This window comes from Enterobacillus tribolii (genome assembly GCF_003363015.1).
GTDB lineage: Bacteria > Pseudomonadota > Gammaproteobacteria > Enterobacterales > Enterobacteriaceae > Enterobacillus > Enterobacillus tribolii.
Genome location: NZ_QRAP01000014.1, coordinates 40,954 through 57,846 on the forward strand (window position 1 = coordinate 40,954; position 16,893 = coordinate 57,846).

Annotated in this window: 14 protein-coding genes; all 14 read left to right on the forward strand. The window is 61.2% G+C overall.

The window, feature by feature from the left end:
* The first annotated feature begins 5 nt into the window (after nt 1-5).
* The 14 genes from tssJ (at nt 6) to tssE (ending at nt 16,891) form a co-directional block, all read left to right on the forward strand.
* On the forward strand, nt 6-521 hold the full coding sequence (gene tssJ / locus C8D90_RS20425; protein ID WP_115460312.1) for a type VI secretion system lipoprotein TssJ: 516 nt from the start codon (nt 6-8) through the stop codon (nt 519-521).
* Between the two features lie 39 nt (nt 522-560).
* Nucleotides 561-1,907 carry a type VI secretion system baseplate subunit TssK gene (gene tssK / locus C8D90_RS20430; protein ID WP_115460351.1) on the forward strand — a complete coding sequence of 449 codons (1,347 nt, stop codon included), beginning with the start codon at nt 561-563 and terminating at the stop codon, nt 1,905-1,907.
* A 3-nt stretch (nt 1,908-1,910) separates the two neighbouring features.
* Nucleotides 1,911-3,122, forward strand: coding sequence for a DotU family type VI secretion system protein (locus tag C8D90_RS20435; RefSeq protein ID WP_115460313.1), 1,212 nt, complete (start codon nt 1,911-1,913; stop codon nt 3,120-3,122).
* Nucleotides 3,122-6,757 (forward strand): type VI secretion system membrane subunit TssM, encoded by a 3,636-nt coding sequence (tssM, locus tag C8D90_RS20440; RefSeq protein ID WP_115460314.1) that lies wholly within the window; start codon nt 3,122-3,124, stop codon nt 6,755-6,757. Before C8D90_RS20435 ends, tssM begins: the two co-directional genes overlap by 1 nt.
* A gap of 15 nt (nt 6,758-6,772) precedes the next feature.
* Entirely contained in the window at nt 6,773-7,492 is a 720-nt protein-coding gene (tagF, locus tag C8D90_RS20445; RefSeq protein ID WP_115460315.1) for a type VI secretion system-associated protein TagF, read from the forward strand.
* 40 nt (nt 7,493-7,532) lie between these two features.
* Complete coding sequence (tssA, locus tag C8D90_RS20450; RefSeq protein WP_115460316.1) at nt 7,533-8,582, forward strand: type VI secretion system protein TssA; 1,050 nt, start codon at nt 7,533-7,535, stop codon at nt 8,580-8,582.
* A 169-nt stretch (nt 8,583-8,751) separates the two neighbouring features.
* Nucleotides 8,752-9,285 carry a type VI secretion system contractile sheath small subunit gene (gene tssB, locus C8D90_RS20455; RefSeq protein ID WP_115460317.1) on the forward strand — a complete coding sequence of 178 codons (534 nt, stop codon included), beginning with the start codon at nt 8,752-8,754 and terminating at the stop codon, nt 9,283-9,285.
* A 3-nt stretch (nt 9,286-9,288) separates the two neighbouring features.
* Entirely contained in the window at nt 9,289-10,794 is a 1,506-nt protein-coding gene (gene tssC / locus C8D90_RS20460; protein WP_115460318.1) for a type VI secretion system contractile sheath large subunit, read from the forward strand.
* A gap of 358 nt (nt 10,795-11,152) precedes the next feature.
* Nucleotides 11,153-11,635 carry an Hcp family type VI secretion system effector gene (locus C8D90_RS20465; protein ID WP_115460319.1) on the forward strand — a complete coding sequence of 161 codons (483 nt, stop codon included), beginning with the start codon at nt 11,153-11,155 and terminating at the stop codon, nt 11,633-11,635.
* Between the two features lie 210 nt (nt 11,636-11,845).
* Nucleotides 11,846-13,678, forward strand: coding sequence for a type VI secretion system-associated FHA domain protein TagH (gene tagH, locus C8D90_RS20470; RefSeq protein WP_115460320.1), 1,833 nt, complete (start codon nt 11,846-11,848; stop codon nt 13,676-13,678).
* Nucleotides 13,675-14,448: a PP2C family protein-serine/threonine phosphatase gene (locus tag C8D90_RS20475; protein ID WP_115460321.1), complete on the forward strand. Its 774-nt coding sequence runs from the start codon at nt 13,675-13,677 to the stop codon at nt 14,446-14,448. Before tagH ends, C8D90_RS20475 begins: the two co-directional genes overlap by 4 nt.
* A gap of 61 nt (nt 14,449-14,509) precedes the next feature.
* Nucleotides 14,510-15,454, forward strand: coding sequence for a type VI secretion system-associated protein (locus C8D90_RS20480; protein ID WP_312026938.1), 945 nt, complete (start codon nt 14,510-14,512; stop codon nt 15,452-15,454).
* Nucleotides 15,455-15,470: 16 nt separating this feature from the next.
* Nucleotides 15,471-16,316: a type VI secretion system accessory protein TagJ gene (locus tag C8D90_RS20485; protein WP_115460323.1), complete on the forward strand. Its 846-nt coding sequence runs from the start codon at nt 15,471-15,473 to the stop codon at nt 16,314-16,316.
* Nucleotides 16,313-16,891, forward strand: a complete 579-nt coding sequence (gene tssE / locus C8D90_RS20490; RefSeq protein ID WP_115460324.1) for a type VI secretion system baseplate subunit TssE — start codon at nt 16,313-16,315, stop codon at nt 16,889-16,891. The genes C8D90_RS20485 and tssE overlap by 4 nt, the downstream gene beginning before the upstream one ends.
* Nucleotides 16,892-16,893 lie beyond the last annotated feature (2 nt).

The following is a 16,893-nucleotide window of genomic DNA, read 5'->3' on the forward strand; positions in this document are numbered from 1 at the left end:
ACATCATGAACGGATTACTGAAAAACGCCCACCGCGGCTCCTGGCTGCTGTTTATCCTGGCCGCGCTGATGCTGACTGGCTGTATGTCTTCAGCCAAAAGCGTGCCTTCACGTTATAGCCTGGTGTTCGATGCCGATGCCAAAGCCAACGCCGAAGCGCCGGTCAAAGTCCGCGTGCTGCTGCTACGCTCGGACGCGGAATTTATGGACGCAGACTTTTTCAGCCTGCAAAACGACGCCAAAAGCGTACTTGGCAACAGCCTGCTCGACAGCGATCAGTTTTTCCTGACGCCGGGGCAGAAAGGTAAAAAGCTGGGCGGGCAAAGCACGCTGGAAACCCGCTATATCGGCATCATCGCCGAATATCAGCAGCTTGACGGCAAAGTGTGGCGCATGTCGCTGCCGCTGCCCGAACCAACTGAAACCAATTTCTACAAAGTATGGCAGTTCTCACCGGATGAGTTGGAAGCACACATCATTGCCGGGATTAATGGTCTGCATACCGCCGAAGGGAAAAAGTAATCTTCCCGTTTGGCTGGCACGAACAAGTTAGGTGTAATGATGAAAGATGCTCATAAAGTGGTCTGGACTGAAGGGATGTTCTTGCGCCCGCATCATTTCCAGCAGGCGGAAAATTACCTCGAAAACTACGTGCGCACCTGGGGGCAGTCGTTCAACGGCTGTTTTTGGGGATTCCTCACCCTGGAGCTGGACGAAACGCTGCTGCGCCAGGGAAAAGTCGCGCTGACGCGCGCCAGCGGCATCATGCCGGACGGCACGCCGTTCTGCTTCAACAATGCCAGGCAGGCGCCCGCCCCGCTGCTCATCGCGGACAACAAGGCCGGTGAAAACATCGTACTGGCGCTGCCCACCTTCCGCGAAGGCCGGGAAGACGTCATCTTCGAGGAAAAAACCGACACCCTGGCGCGCTACATAGCCTACGAACGGGAAGTGGACGACCTGAACGCCGTCACCGTCGGCAGCGCCGAGCTGCAGTTCGGCCGCCTGCGTCTGCGCCTGATGCCGGAGAGTGAATTGAACGCCGAATGGAGCGCCCTGACCCTGGGCAACGTCGTGGAAAAACGCAATGACGGCAGCCTGCGCCTGGACCCTGAGCTGATCCCGCCGGTGCTCAATTGCCGCACCAGTCCGGTACTGGAGTCCTTCATCAACGATCTGCTCGGCATGCTGCGCCAGCGCAGCCAGCAGATGAGCCAGCGCCTGTCGCAGCCCGGCCGCGGAGGCAGTTCGGAAATGGCCGACTTTATGCTGCTGCAACTGGTTAACCGTTACCTGGGCCAGGTCAGTCACGCGCAAAGCCTCGACCACCTGCACCCGGAGCGGCTGTACAACGACTGGCTGCAATTCGCCACCGAGCTGGCGACCTTCTCCGCCCGGCGTACGCCGGAGGATCGCCTGCCGGTCTACGATCACGACAATCTGGCGCTGTGCTTCGGCAAACTGATGCTGATCCTGCGTCAGGGGCTGTCGGTGGTGCTGGAAGAGAACGCCATCCGCCTGCCGTTGGTGGAGCGCTCGCACGGCCTGAACGTCGCCACCGTCCAGGATTCACGCATGATGCTCGACTTCGGCTTCGTACTGGCGGTGCGCGCCGACGTCTCGCCGGACGTCCTGATGTCGCACTTCCCGGCGCAGATGAAAATCGCCCCGGTCACCCGCATCCGCGATCTGGTTCAGCTACAGCTTCCCGGCATCGGCCTGCGCACCATGTCCTCCGCGCCGCGCCAAATCCCGTACAGCGCCGGCTACACCTATTTTGAACTGGAGAAAAGCGGCGACCTGTGGAAGCAACTGGAAAAATCCAGCGCCTTCGCCCTGCACCTGGCCGGTGAATTCCCCGCGCTGGATATGGAACTCTGGGCGATTCGCAGCAACTCGGAGCGCTAAACAATGACGCAATCCACTCACTGGGATAACCCGCTGGTGGCCGCCGCCAACCCGCTGCTGAACGCGATTTCACAAATCCGCCAGTCGGCCAGCCACGCCAACCCGGCCCAATTGCGTCAGCAACTGATTGATGAAATGCGCCGCTTTGAAATCCGCGGCCAGCGCGCCAACCTCTCGTATGAGACGATCATCGGCGCGCGTTATTGCCTGTGTACCGCGCTGGACGAAGCCGCCGCCCTCACGCCCTGGGGCAGCAACAGCGTCTGGTCCGGCAGCGGTCTGCTGGTGACGTTCCACAACGAAACCTGGGGCGGGGAGAAGTTCTTCCAACTGCTGGCCAAGCTTTCCCAGACGCCGCGCGAACATATCCAACTGCTGGAGCTGATCAACTATTGCCTGCTGCTCGGCTTCGAAGGGCGTTACCGGGTGATGGACAACGGCCGCTCTCAGTTGGAAACCCTGAAACAGCGCCTGCTGCAACTGATCCGCTCGGTGCGCGGCAGTTACGCCTTTCCCCTGTCGCCCAATGCGGCGGACTTGCCGGTGCTGCTCAAACGCTGGCGCCCGCTGGTGCCGCTGTGGGCCTGCGCAGCGCTGGCCGGATTCCTCGCCTCGCTGCTGTTTATCGTGCTGAACTGGCGGCTGGGCGACGTCACCAGCCCGGTGCTGGCAAAAATTTACCAGACCAGCCTGCCTCAGGTAGCCATCAGCAACCCGGCGCCGGTGGCGCCGCCGACGATGAGGCTGAGAGGCTTCCTGAGCAAGGAGATCGCCGAAGGGCTGGTGGTGGTGCGCGACGAAGCGCAGCAAAGCGTGGTGATCCTGAAGGGCGACGGCCTGTTTGACTCCGGCGCCACCACGGTGCGTCCGGTTTATCTGCCGGTGATCGACCGCATCGCCAAAGCGATGAACGGCGTCAGCGGCAAAATTCTGGTGACCGGTTATACCGACAACGTACCGATCCGCAGCGCGCGCTTCGGCTCCAACTGGGAGCTTTCCCTGGCCCGCGCCGAAGCCGTCAGCATTCAGTTGCAGAAATACCTCTCCGAACCAGAGCGGGTGAAAGCGGAAGGCCGCGGGGACAGCGACCCCGTCGCCGCTAACGACACCAAAGAGAATCGTGCCCTGAACCGCCGGGTGGTAATCACGCTGTTGGTCGCGCCGGAAAGCACCCGGGCGGAACTTAACGGAATGCAGCAAGGAAACGGACAGTAATGCTTAGCAAGCTTTTTTCCATTCTTACCAGTCGCCTGCTGTGGGGTTTTGTCGGCATCTCCGCCCTGTCGTTCATTATCTGGACCATCGGCCCGCTGATCGCCATCGGCGATTACCGCCCGCTGGAGCCGGAACTGAACCGGACTATCGCCATCGGCGTGCTTTACCTGATCTGGGTGTTATGCCGCCTGATCCCGCGCCTCTACAGCGCCTGGTTCAACAGCCGGATGCTGAGCAACCTGCGCGCCAGCAGTGAAGTGCCGGCTATCGAAGCCAAGGACGATCCGCGTCACGATGAACTGCTGACGCAGCGCTTCGACGAAGCGGCCCGCCTGCTGAAAAAAGCGCGTTTCGCGCCGGGACAGGGTGAAAAGCGCAGCTGGATGAGCCGTTTCAGCAGCCAGTATTTGTACCAGTTGCCCTGGTACATGATCATCGGCGCGCCCGGCGCAGGGAAAACCACCGCGCTGGTGAACTCCGGGCTGCATTTCCCGCTGGCCGAACAGTTCGGCAAGGCCGCCCTGCGCGGCGTCGGCGGCACCCGCAACTGCGACTGGTGGTTCACCAACGAGGCGGTGCTGCTGGATACCGCCGGCCGTTACACCACGCAGGAAAGCCAGCGGGAAGAAGACGCCGGCGAATGGAAAAGCTTTGTCGGCCTGCTGAAAAAATACCGTACGCGCCAGCCGATCAACGGCGTTATCGTCACCATCAGCGTGGCCGACCTGCTGAGCGAAAGCAGCGATGCCCTCGCTCAGCAGGCCACGGCGCTGCGTAAGCGCCTGACCGAACTGCATGAGCAGTTGGGAATCCATTTCCCGGTTTACGTGATGCTCACCAAAACCGACCTGCTCAACGGATTTATGGATTACTTTTCCGGCTTCGATAAAGCGCAGCGCGATCAAATCTGGGGATTCACTTTCCCGTATGAAAAATCGCGCCAGCCGGACTTCAGCCTGATGCAGGCGTTCGAAGAACAGTATTCCCTGCTGCAACAGCGTCTTGACGCCGCGTTGCCCGACATTCTGATCACCGAAAGCAACGCCCGCCTGCGCGCCAACGCCTACCTGTTCCCGCAGGAGTTCGCCGCGCTGCGCCCGCTGTTGCACAACTATCTGGAAACCGTATTTGCCGCATCGAGCTTTGAAACCCGCTTCACCCCGCGCGGCATTTACCTGACCAGCGCCACCCAGGAAGGGCTGCCCTTCGACCGGGTGATGGGCGACCTGAACCGCTATCTGCAACTCGCTTCTGCGGGCCGTCAGGAAAGCATGCACACCGCCTGGGACGGCATCAGCGAAGAAGCGCCCGTACCGGGCGCCAAAGGGCAGAGTTTCTTCCTGAAAGAGCTGCTGGAAGGCGTGATCTTCCAGGAAGCCGGCCTGGCCGGCAGCAACCGCTGGTGGGAGTACCGCAACCGCGCCATTCACTGGGCGGGTTACATTATTCTGGCGCTGTTGCTGGCAGGGCTGAGCATGCTGTGGTTCACCAGCTACGGCAACAACAAAAGCTATCTCGAAGAGGTCAGCGCCAAGCTGCCAGCGGTAGAACAACAGGGGCAAAGCCTGTCACGGCTCGGCAGCGGCGATATGCTGTCGCTGTTGCCGTTCCTCAATACCCTGCTGCATCTGCCCGACAGCCAGCATTTCTCGCTGGAGAGCCCGCCCTATTCTTACCGCGCAGGGCTGTACCGCGGCAATCAGGTGGACGACGCCAGCGAAGCGCTGTACCAGAAGGCCCTGAAGGAGCTGCTGTTGCCGCAGGTGGCCCAGCAAATTACCCGTACGCTGCGCTACGACAACCATGCCGACGCCGATTTCAGCTATGAAGCGCTCAAGGCGTACCAGATGCTGTATCAACCCAAACATTACGACGGCAAATTCCTGCGCGCCTGGGTGATGATCAACCTGCAACGCAACCTGCCGCACGGCAGCACGCAGAAACAGCTGCAACAGTTGGAATGGCACCTCAGCCAGTTGCTGGACCAGCAGATCCAGTCCTCGCCCTACGCCAGGGACGAAGCGCTGGTCACGCAGGCGCAGGCCGCCATCAACCGCGCGGCGTTGTCGCAGCGGGTTTACGGCCGCCTGAAGCGTTTGTTGCTCAAGCAGAGCGATATCAAACCGGTCAGCGTGGTCAATCTCGCCGGCCCGCAGGCCGAGCTGGCGTTTACCCGCAAAAGCGGCGTTCCGCTGACCGAAGGCGTGCCGGGGCTGTATACCCCGCAGGGTTACTGGAAAATGTTCGACAACAACATCGAACAGGTGACGGACACCCTGCGCCAGGAAGATGTCTGGGTGCTCAATACCCAAACGCCGCCGCAGAAAAGCGCGGACCTGACCATGACCATCCGCCAGCTGTATATGCAGGACTTTATCCGCGAATGGGACGTCCTGCTGGCGGATTTGCAGCTGGCCCGCATCAACAGCCTGGACCAACGCATCAGCACCGCCCGGCTGCTCTCCGGCAACCCGTCGCCGCTGCGCAATCTGGTGCTCAACACGGCCAAAAACGTCACCCTGCGTGATGAAAAGAACGACAGCGACGGACGTTCGCTGCTGAATAAAACCGGCGACAGAATCAACCAAAGCGCCAACCGCACGCTGGAGGCCTTGTTCGCCACCCAGCGCCACAGCGCCGACGGCGACGTCTCTTCCCAGCCGGAACAGGTGGTGATGGCCCATTTCGCCCCGCTGCTTGATCTGGCCCAGAGCCAGGGTGAAGGCGACAAGTCCATCCCGTTCGACAATATCCTCAAGCAGGTAGATGAGCTTTACAGCTACCTGACGGCGGTTCAGGGCGCGGCCAACAGCGGCATGTCGCCGCCGCCGAGTGACGTGATCCCGCGTTTGCAGGCGGAGTCCGGGCGCTTACCGGCCCCGTTCAAGCAAATGTTGTTGCAACTGGCCATCGGCGCCAGCAGCGACACCCAGCAGAAAGAGATGGAGAACGTGAAGAAGCGCATCAGCGTGGAAGTCAGCAGCTTCTGCCGCCAGGCCATCGCCGGGCGCTATCCGCTGGCCGCACGCTCCCGTCAGGATGTCACCCCGGACGATCTGGCGCGGATGTTCGCCCCCAATACCGGGCTGATGGATACCTTCTTCCGCGAGAACCTGCAGGGCAAGGTTGATACCACGCGCGCGGAATGGCGCTTTACCCCCGGCGTCGACGGCAAAACCCTGCCGGGCGGCGAAGGCATTCTGCGTCCGTTCCAGCAGGCGCAGCGCATCCGTGATGCGTTCTTCGCCAACGGCACCGCTACGCCGTCATTCCGGGTGACGGTCCGCCCGGTGCGCATGGACACCAACATTCTCAACATGACGCTGGACATTGACGGCCAGCTGTTCAAATACAGCCACGGCCCGCAGGTTCCGCTGGTCGTGAGCTGGCCCGGTACGCGTAATACCAATCAGGTGCACCTGCAACTGGCGCTGACCAACGGCAGCACCGCCAGCCTGGTCACCAGCGGCCCGTGGGCGCTGAACCGTATGATGGATATGGCGAAAACCAGCGCCGGCAGCAGCAGCCTCAGCCGTCAGGCCACGTTCACCCTGGACGGGCATAACGTTACGCTGGAGTTTACCGCCAACAGTATCCGCAACCCGTTCCAGATACCGGCGTTTTCCTGCCCCTAACACCGAGGAGCTATGATGAACAGCGTTCAAAACACGACGACAGCCCCCGGATGGTACGGAAAACTTCCGGCAACCGGCGATTTCCTGCAACGCCGTCTGCCGGCTCCCGTAGTCAACCACTGGGCGCAGTGGTTTCACAACGGTCTTGCCGGGCGTCAGCGTCGTCAGGAAGAGATGGAGCTTCCGCCATTCAGCGCTGCGCCGGTGTGGAACTTCGTCGTGCCCGCTACGCTCGGCAACCGCTATATCCAGATGGGATGCATGATGCCGGCCTGCGACAGCGTGGGGCGCAACTACCCCGTGTGCGCCATGCAGTTGTTCAGCCCGGATGACTGGCACCCTTACCAGCTCAATATGTCGGCGGAGTGGTATCAGCATCTCGGCTTTGCCCTGTTGCGCGGCGTACGCAACATTCTGTCGGCTGAGCAGGTCGACCAGTCCCTGCAAGCGCTGATGCCCCTGTCCGGCCCGCCGGAAAAATCCGGCGCGGAAATCCTTTCCGTGATCGGCTTTCAGCATCCGGACGTACCGCCGCTGAGCTGGCAGCAGGTCGCGGATTGTTTCGATCCGGAGCAGTACAGCAGCTTCTGGTGGACCAACCAGGCCGATGGCGCGCCGCTTTACACACACGTGCACAGCGGCAACCTGACGGTGCAACTGTTCACCCAGTTGTTCGAGCCCACCGTCTGGAACCGCCCCGGACGGGGTGGGCAATATCCTCAGATGTTTGATTAATCACGGTTTTATCAGTAACTATTTTATCAAGAGTAGCACTATGGCGATTGAAACCCTGCTGTCCCCCATCGCCGCCGATAACCCCTGCGGCGACAACCTGGAATACGACGCCGACTTTCAGGCGCTGGAAAAAGCCGCGACCGGCAAGGCCGAGCAGCAGTTCGGCAGCACCATCATCCCTGCGGAAGCACCGGACTGGGCGCTGGTGGAGCGGCTGTCCACCGCGCTGCTGGCGCGCACCAAAGATCTGCGCGTCATGCTGTACCTCACCCGGGCGTGGTGCCAGCTGCGCGGTCTGACCGGCTACGCCGACGGACTGGAACTGGTTCATCAGGCGCTGGTGCGTTACTGGGAACCGCTCCTGCCGCTGCTGGAGTTCGATGGCGAAGCGGATCCCATGTTCCGCCTCAACGCGCTGGCCGGTCTGGGCGACAATGCAGCGCTGACCAGCAGCATGCGCGCCGCGCTGCTGTTGTCCGGCCCGGCCGGTGAAATCTCGCTGCGCGACGCCGGCGCCCTGCTGGACGGCACCAAGCACGAATGCCCGAACTTCCCCGGCGGCAAGCCCCGCCTGCAGGACGAACTGGCGCGCCCGGATAATCCGGCCGCAATACAGATCCAGCGCGTCACGCAGTTGCTGGCCGGCATCCGGGCGGAAGTCACACGTCATCTGGGCGAAAGCGCCCTGCCGGAAATGAGCGGCGTACTGCGCCTGTTCGACATGCTTTCCCGCGCCAGCCAGATCGGCGCCGAGCAGCCGGAAAGCGCGCCGGAACCCGCCGCGCCCGCAGCAGCGGCCCCGGCAGCCGCCGCACAGCCGGTGATGGCGCCGGTTGCCGCCTCCGCGCCGTTCAGCTGGCACGGCGCACAGGTGCAGACGCGCGACGACGTGGTGCTGATGCTGGAAAAGATTAAAGAATATTTCCGCCAGAACGAACCCAGCCACCCGGCGCCGCTGATGATCGCTCGGGTACAGCGCCTGGTGACAATGGACTTTATGCAGCTCGTCAGCGACCTGGCGCCGGACGGTCTGCGTCAGTTGGAAACCATCCTTGGTCATTCCGGCGATGGCGATGACGAACACGATTAACATTCAACATTCCCGATATACCCCCAAATAATTCGGGTTGCAGGAAAGCGGTAAAACGCCGGCCCCCGGGAAAACACACCGGCAACCTGAAGTATTACGGATATAACCCCTGGTAAAGACGTCCTCCCTCCGTAACCGGAAGGACCCTGACATAACGACGGAGTATCTCATGAGTGCAGTATCCCGCAGCGGGCAAAAGTTCATCGCCCGCAACCGCGCACCGCGCGTGCAAATTGAATACGATGTGGAGATTTACGGTTCGGAGCGCAAAATCCAGCTGCCGTTCATCATGGGTGTTCTGGCCGATCTGGCCGGTAAACCGTTGGACCCGCTGCCAGCCGTCAACGACCGCAAGTTCCTGGAAATCGACATCGACAACTTCGACGAGCGTCTGAAGTCGATGAAACCACGTGTGGCGTACCAGGTGGACAACACCCTGACTGACGAAGGCAAACTCAACGTTGAGCTGACCTTCGAAAGCATGGACGACTTCAACCCGGCCAATATCGCCCGCAAAGTGGACCCGCTCAACAATCTGCTGGAAGCGCGTACCCAGCTTTCCAACCTGCTTTCCTATATGGACGGCAAAAACGGCGCGGAAGAACTGATTTCCCAAATCCTGCAAAATCCGGAGCTGCTGAAGTCCCTGACCAATGCCCCCAGGCCGGCGGAACAAGCCGAACCTCAGGACCGGGAGGAGTAACCGATGAGTAGCAACCCGCTTCAACAACAGCAACAGCAGCAAGCCGCCAACGTCTTTACCAGCGACGAATTCAGCGAGCTGCTGAATAAAGAGTTCCGCCCGGCGACCGACCAGGCCAAAGCGGCGGTAGAACACGCGGTGAAAACCCTGGCGCACCAGGCGCTGGAAAATACCGTCACCATTTCTTCGGACGCCTACCGCACCATTCAGGCGCTGATCGCGGAGATCGACGAAAAGCTGTCGCGTCAGATCAACCAGATCATCCACCACGAAGATTTCCAGGCGCTGGAAGGCGCATGGCGCGGTCTGCACCACCTGGTGAACAACACCGAAACCGATGAAATGCTGAAAATCCGTTTCATGAGCGTTTCCAAAAAAGAGCTGGGCCGCACACTCAAGCGTTATAAAGGCGTTGGCTGGGACCAAAGCCCGTTCTTCAAAAAGATTTACGAAGAAGAATACGGCCAGTTCGGCGGCGAACCGTTCGGCTGCCTGGTCGGCGACTACTACTTCGACCACAGCCCGCCGGACGTGGAGCTGCTGGGCGAGATGGCCAAGATCAGCGCCGCAGCGCACTGCCCGTTCATCAGCGGCACCGCGCCGAGCGTGATGCAGATGGAGTCATGGCAGGAGCTGTCCAACCCGCGCGACCTGACCAAGATTTTCCAGAACACCGAATACGCCGCATGGCGCAGCCTGCGCGAATCGGAAGACGCCCGTTACGTCGGCCTGGTCATGCCGCGCTTCCTGTCACGCCTGCCCTACGGCATCCGCACCAACCCGGTTGATGAATTCGACTTCGAGGAAGAAACCGACGGCGCGAACCACAGCAATTACACCTGGGCCAACTCCGCCTACGCGATGGCGGTCAACATCAACCGCTCGTTCAAAGAGTACGGCTGGTGTACCTCGATTCGCGGCGTGGAATCCGGCGGTTCGGTGGAAAACCTGCCGTGCCATACCTTCCCGAGCGACGACGGCGGCGTGGACATGAAGTGTCCGACCGAAATCGCCATCAGCGACCGTCGTGAAGCCGAGCTGGCGAAGAACGGCTTTATGCCGCTGATCCACCGCAAAAACTCCGACTTTGCCGCCTTTATCGGCGCCCAGTCGCTGCAAAAGCCGGCGGAATACTATGACGCGGACGCCTCCGCCAACGCTCAGTTGGCTGCACGCCTGCCTTATCTGTTTGCCTGCTGCCGCTTTGCACACTACCTGAAGTGTATCGTCCGCGACAAGATCGGTTCATTCCGCGAGCGCGACGATATGGAGCAATGGCTGAACAACTGGATCATGAACTATGTGGACGGCGACCCGGCGAACTCGTCGCAGGATACCAAAGCGCGTAAGCCGTTGGCCGCTGCCGAGGTACTGGTGGATGAGATCGAGGATAACCCGGGCTACTACAGCGCCAAGTTCTTCCTGCGTCCGCACTATCAGCTGGAAGGATTGACGGTGTCGCTGAGACTGGTTTCAAAGCTGCCGTCACTGAAGCAGGGCAATAGCTGACCGGCGTCAGAGCGCCCGTCTGATTTACGGGCGCGATGAAGCCGTTCAGTAACACCAATAAGCCGCCGGCTTGTCGCTCCTTACGCAATATCAGGAGCGCGAAAGGGGCAAAGCCGGCGCAGATGGAATGATGGACAACCGATGTAGGGAAACCCCGAATAAGCCCATGGAAAATTACTTTATTCCACACATTTTTATGGACACCACACAGCAAATAATCTCAGTAAATAACCGTCATCTTAAAAAATGACACCCTGATTATTGGCCGGCAACTTGGTCAATAGGATATGAAATCTCTCATATCTCAACCTCGTGTATATCACCGATATACCACCAAACCATAAAAAGGAAAGTAATTATGGCAATTGATATGTTTATGAAAGTCGAAGGTGCTAGTGGTGAATCTCAGGATGCTAACCATAAGGGTTGGACTGATATTACTTCTTTCACCTGGGGCGCTTCCCAGCCGGGTAACATGGGTGTTGGCGGCGGCGGTGGTTCCGGTAAGGTCAACTTCAACGACCTGCACGTTAACGCGCTGATCGACAAATCCACCCCGGCTCTGCTGAAGCATTGCGCCAGCGGTAAGCACCTGGCCAAAGTCGAAGTTTCCGTGTGTAAAGCCGGCGGCGAGCAGATCGAATATGCCCGCATCACGCTGGAAGAAGTCCTGGTCACCAACGTACAGTACAACGGTGCTCAGGGTGAAGACACGCTGGGCCTGACCTACTCCTTCCAGGCTGCAAAAGTGAAGCAGCAGTACTGGGAGCAGACGGGCAAAGGCGGCAAAGGTGCCGAAAGCAGCGCAGGCTGGAACATCAAAGAAAACTGCGAAGCATAATTCCCCGATCCCCCGGCTCGTCCGGGGGATATCCGTTTTACCACGGCGGATAAATAAAAAATAAATCGTTTTACGGCCTATTTTTTATTTACCTGACGCAACGAAATTCATTATCCGAACGTCGCCATTGACCTTATTTCGCTGATTATTCCCACCGTTATACGATCGGAATAACCCTGTACCCGGATTGATATTTGCAGGACTGCCTTTATGCGATTCACTATTGTAAAAAATAAAAACGGCCATACCCCGCCGCAAAATAGCTGCGATTTTCTGCCGCCCGGCGGAACCATCGGCCGCAGCGTGGACAATAATCTGGTATTACCCGACGATGACCGTTCTATTTCCCGCCTGCAGGCCATTGTGCATATTTCCGCCGACGGCGAGTGCCGCATCACCAACCGCGGCAACGTTACCCGCGTCATGCTGAACGATATCCCGCTGGAGCGGGGGCGTCAGGTTGAATTGCAGGATGGCGATACCCTGGGCATTGATGATTATCAGATCCAGGTCAGCATTCCCCAGCAACGCACTGCGCCGGCGGAGCCTCCATACGCCGCCGCGCCGCTTCAGGATATTCCGCCGCCGGTACAGGCCGTTCCGCCCCCGGTCGCGCCGGTGGTCAGCGCGCCCATACAGCCCGTCGTGCCGCCAGCCCAGGAGACTGCGCCGGCGCCGCGCGATGACGCCGCGCCGGCAGCCATTTCCACCATTCCCAATGAAATCTGGGACAGCCTGGTGGACGAGTTCACCCCGGCCGCGGCGCAAGCGCCGCAGCCCGTCAGCGAACCGCCGCTCAGCATCGATAATCCGCTGCTGACGCCGGCGGCCAGCGAGCTGAACCCTGCCGATCCGCTGGCCCAGCTTGCCGGCGGCATCGGGCTGCACGAGCTGCAGCAAAAGCAGACCGATCCGACCGCCCTGTTCCACGGCGACAGCACCTTCGCGCGCGATAACATTCTCAACGACACTACGCCCAGCGCGCTGTTGGCGGACAAACCCGGCGCGCCGCTGCTGCCGGACGCGCCGAACGCCGACGAGCAGGCGCTGGACCCGCTGGCCCTGTTCGGCGCCTCGCCGGCCCCCGTTGCACCGGGCGCGCTGGGCAAAGACGATCCGCTCGGCCTGATGACGGAAGGCGCAGTGCCGCTCGCCCGTCCGGACGCAGAGCCGGAACCGGGCATCGCGATGGTTCCGCCCGTCACCGCCGCGCCGCCGATGCCGGAACCGCCCCGTCAGCCCCGGCCCGAACCGCCGCCGGTGATCCATATGCCGCCGCCCCCGCCGGAACCTGTGCCAGCGCCCGCCATACAGCTGGAGCCGCGCCCAGAGAAAACACGTCGCGCCACCAACCGGCTGGGTATCGACCCCATCGACAGCCCGCTCAAGCAGGCGCCGGTGGTCATGGGCGACGGCAGCTCCGAACTCGACGGCGCGATGCTGAGCGCGCTGTTGCGCGGCATCGGCCTGGACGATCTGCAACCGCCGCCGCATTTCGACGAGCAGCAGGTGCAGCAGGTCGGCCGCATGCTCAGCCTGTTCTCGCAGGGAACGGTCGCCCTGCTCTCTTCGCGCTCCATCCTCAAGCGCGGCGTGAAGGCGGAGATGACCATGATCCTCGACGAGGCCAACAACCCGTTCAAGCTGTTGCCCTCCGGCAAAACGGTACTGATGCAGATGTTCGGCACCCGTATGCCGGGCTTTATGCCGCCGGAGCAGGCGGTGCGCGACGCGCTGATCGACCTGCAGGCCCACCAGCTCGGCATGATCGCCGGCATCCGCGCCATCATCGCCGCCATGCTGCAATCCTTTAACCCGGAGCGGCTGGAGGAAGAAGCGCGCAAAGACGGCGTTGCGCCGCGCCTGTCGCTGCCGTCCGGGCGCAAGGCGGCCCTGTGGGATTACTTCACCAAGCGCTATCAAAAAACCGCCGGTGAAATTGAGGACGATTTCCATACCCTGTTTGGCGAAGCTTTCCTGCACGCCTACGACGTTGAAGTAAACCAATACAAAGACTCGCAGACTCAACCGGATAAGCCATGAACATCACCGTAGCCTCCACCAGTAATCAGGGCAGCAGAGACAGCAACCAGGATCAGACCGGCGAAGCCATCGGCGAACGCGCCGCCTGCTTCGTGGTTTGCGACGGCATTGCCGGCACGCCCGGCGGCGACATCGCCGCAAAACTGGCGCGCGACAGCATCCTGCAACATTTTGACGGCGAAAAGCACCTGGATGCCCAGAGCATCCGTGAGCAGATCGCCCGCGCCAATGCCGCCATTCATCAGGAACAACAGAACTCGGAAGAGCACGCCAAAATGGGCACCACCGTGGTCAGCCTGTTTATCGACCGCGACTTCCAGCTCGCCTACTGGGCGCACGCCGGCGACAGCCGGTTGTACCTGTTCCGGCGCGGCTATCTGCACAGCGTCACCACCGATCACAGCCTGGTGCAGCAGATGCGGGACGCCGGTTACCAGACCGGCGGCATCAACAACAACCTGCTTTACTTCGCGCTCGGTATGCACGAAGAGCGCGACGCCAGCTACGGCGACGTGCTGCAACTGGAAGACGGCGACGTGTTTCTGCTGTGTACCGACGGCTTCTGGCACAACTTTACCCATGCCGAGCTGGAGCAATCGCTGCGCATGGTCAACTCGCCCGGCGAGTGGCTGGCCCTGATGCAGCAGGCCTGGACTGAAAAGAGCGACAGCGACAATTACAGCGCCATCGCGGTTTGGATTGGCTCGCCGCAGGAGACCACGTTATTGCACTCCCTGACGGACGCCGAGCGTTTCCTGTTACGTGACTGACCCTTTTTTCCCGCTACACCACAGGGATAAGATACCTACAAGGCTAACTATGAAATATTGGATGACAGGTCTCGTCGCCATGATGGCGGCCTCCGGCGCACACGCGCTGGACTATCGGATGGCGTACTCCCCCAGCCAGCAACTTGAGGTCTACGTCGATAACGTACAAAGCGATGCGCCGGTTCACTGGTGCGACAGAAGCATCACCCTGCGTATCGTCTCGCGCCAGAGCACCGATCCGTCAGTACTGAACGATTTCCTGCCGCGCCTCGGCGGCCTGGTGGAGCGCCAGTGTCCCAAGGCTACCCGCCTGCCCTGGACCATGGTGGATGCCCCCGGCAACGTACTGGCGCAGGGGGAAGCTACCAAAGCCAAGCGCTGGGCGCCCAATGCCAAGACGCTGACGCCCGCCGTTCCGCCTGCGGTGCCGGTCACCTCGCCCCATGCCGACAGCGCGCCGCTGCAAACCTTCGAGCTTACGCCGGGCTGCCGCTTCCGCACCCACTGGGATAACGCCGGCGGCGGCAACGCCCTGTTCGTTCCGACGGACAACGCGCTGCGCTGCACCGACGGCTGGCTGAACGGCAACAGTTCCTCGACCCTGCACCTGAACGGCCAGAGCCAAACCTCTTCCCTGACCTTTTTCCAGGGTTATCCGCTGCTCAACCTGAGCATCGGCGAACAGCCGCTGATGGTCATCAGCGCCAACCGTGAACGTCTGGTGCTGGGCGGAAGCCGCCAGGCGACGGGCAGCTACCTGCTGCTGCCGTTCGACTCCCGCCTGCATGCCTGGGCGTTCAACGGCACGGTGATCGTCGAAATGCCGCGCCAGGACGCCGCCGACGCGGAGAAAACGGAGTTACGCGTCGAACAGGCGCTCAGCGCCTGGCAACCCCTGCTCAGCCAGCAATCCGTGCTGACCTTCAAGCTGGTGGAATCGCTGGCGACTGACCGGGTCGATCCCGCCAGCGGCAGCTATAAATCCGTCACCAGCAGCGCCTACTGACGACAAGGAGTACGAAGTGAACTCATTAACCCACTTACTGGCAGACGCCTCCCTCAGCGACGCAATCATTTCCCTGGAAAATGACATCAAGGCCGCGCCGGCCGACGCCGACAAACGCGCCGCCCTGACGCAGCTTCTGTGCCTGAGCGGCAACTGGCAGCGCGCCCGCGCGCAGCTGAAATCCTGGCAGGCGCTCAAACCCATCGCCCAGCCGACGGTGCTGCTGCTGACGCAGTCCGTAGAGGCGGAAATTCAGCGCCAGGCGGTATTCGCCGGTGAAGCGGCGCCGTCATTCAAGGGGTATGAGCAAAGCTGGCTGCCGTTGATGGCCGAAGCGCTGCGTCTCGACGCCAACGGCGATGCCGCCGCCGCGCAGGAAATGCGCGACCGCGCGCTGGAAGAAGCGCCGGCCACCCGTGGCTCGCTGACGCTGGCGGAAGGCGGCGAAGAGCGCGACGTCAGTTTTGACTGGCTGATGGACGGCGACGGACGCCTCGGCCCGCTGTGCGAGGCGTTGCTGAACGGCACCTATCACTGGGTTCCCTTCTCCGACATCGAAGAAATCCGCTTCCAGGCCCCGCAGAGCGCTATCGATCTGGTCTGGAGCCACGCGCTGATCCGGCTGAGCGACGGCCGCGAACAAGTTTGCCAGCTACCGGCCCGCTACCCGCTGCCGGACGACGCCGACGATGCCCTGCGCCTCGCCAGACGTACCGAGTGGGTGCCGATGGGCGACACCCCGCACTACGCCGGGCTGGGGCAAAAAACCTGGCTGAGCGAAGACGGCGAGTTTCCGCTGCACACCCTGCGCCACCTGCGCTTCGGGCAGGACGGCGGCGAGGAACAGGACGGGGGCAAATGAGCGACAAATTTCCGTTATCGCCGCGCAATAACAGCAAGCTGCGCAGCCAGGGGTATCGCTTTCGCGACAACGGCGAACGCGTTACCTCCCGCGACCGCATGCAGCCGGTGCTGCTCGACCTGCTGACCGACGACGAGCCGCAGAAAAAAAAGGAAGCGCAGGGCCGCAACCTGCTCAGCCACGGCGAGTTGCGCAAAAGCGTACTGCGCGACCTGCAATGGCTGTTTAACTGCGTCAGCCACGAGTCAACGTCGGATTTGAGCGCTTTCCCGCACGTGCGCCGTTCGACCATCAACTACGGCATCACCTCGCTGGCGGGGAAACGGATGTCGGACATCGAATGGGCGGACATCCAGCGCGCGCTGACGGAAACCATCCTGCACTTTGAGCCGCGTATTCTGTCGGAGGGATTGCAGGTGCGCTGCCTCTCCGACACCGGTTCGCTGGAAACACACAACGTATTAACCATTGAGATCAAAGGACAACTGTGGTGCGAACCCTATCCGCTGGATTTTTTGTTCCGCACTGACGTTGATCTGGAAAACGGTCACTTCGAGATGAAAGACCTGGGGTAAGG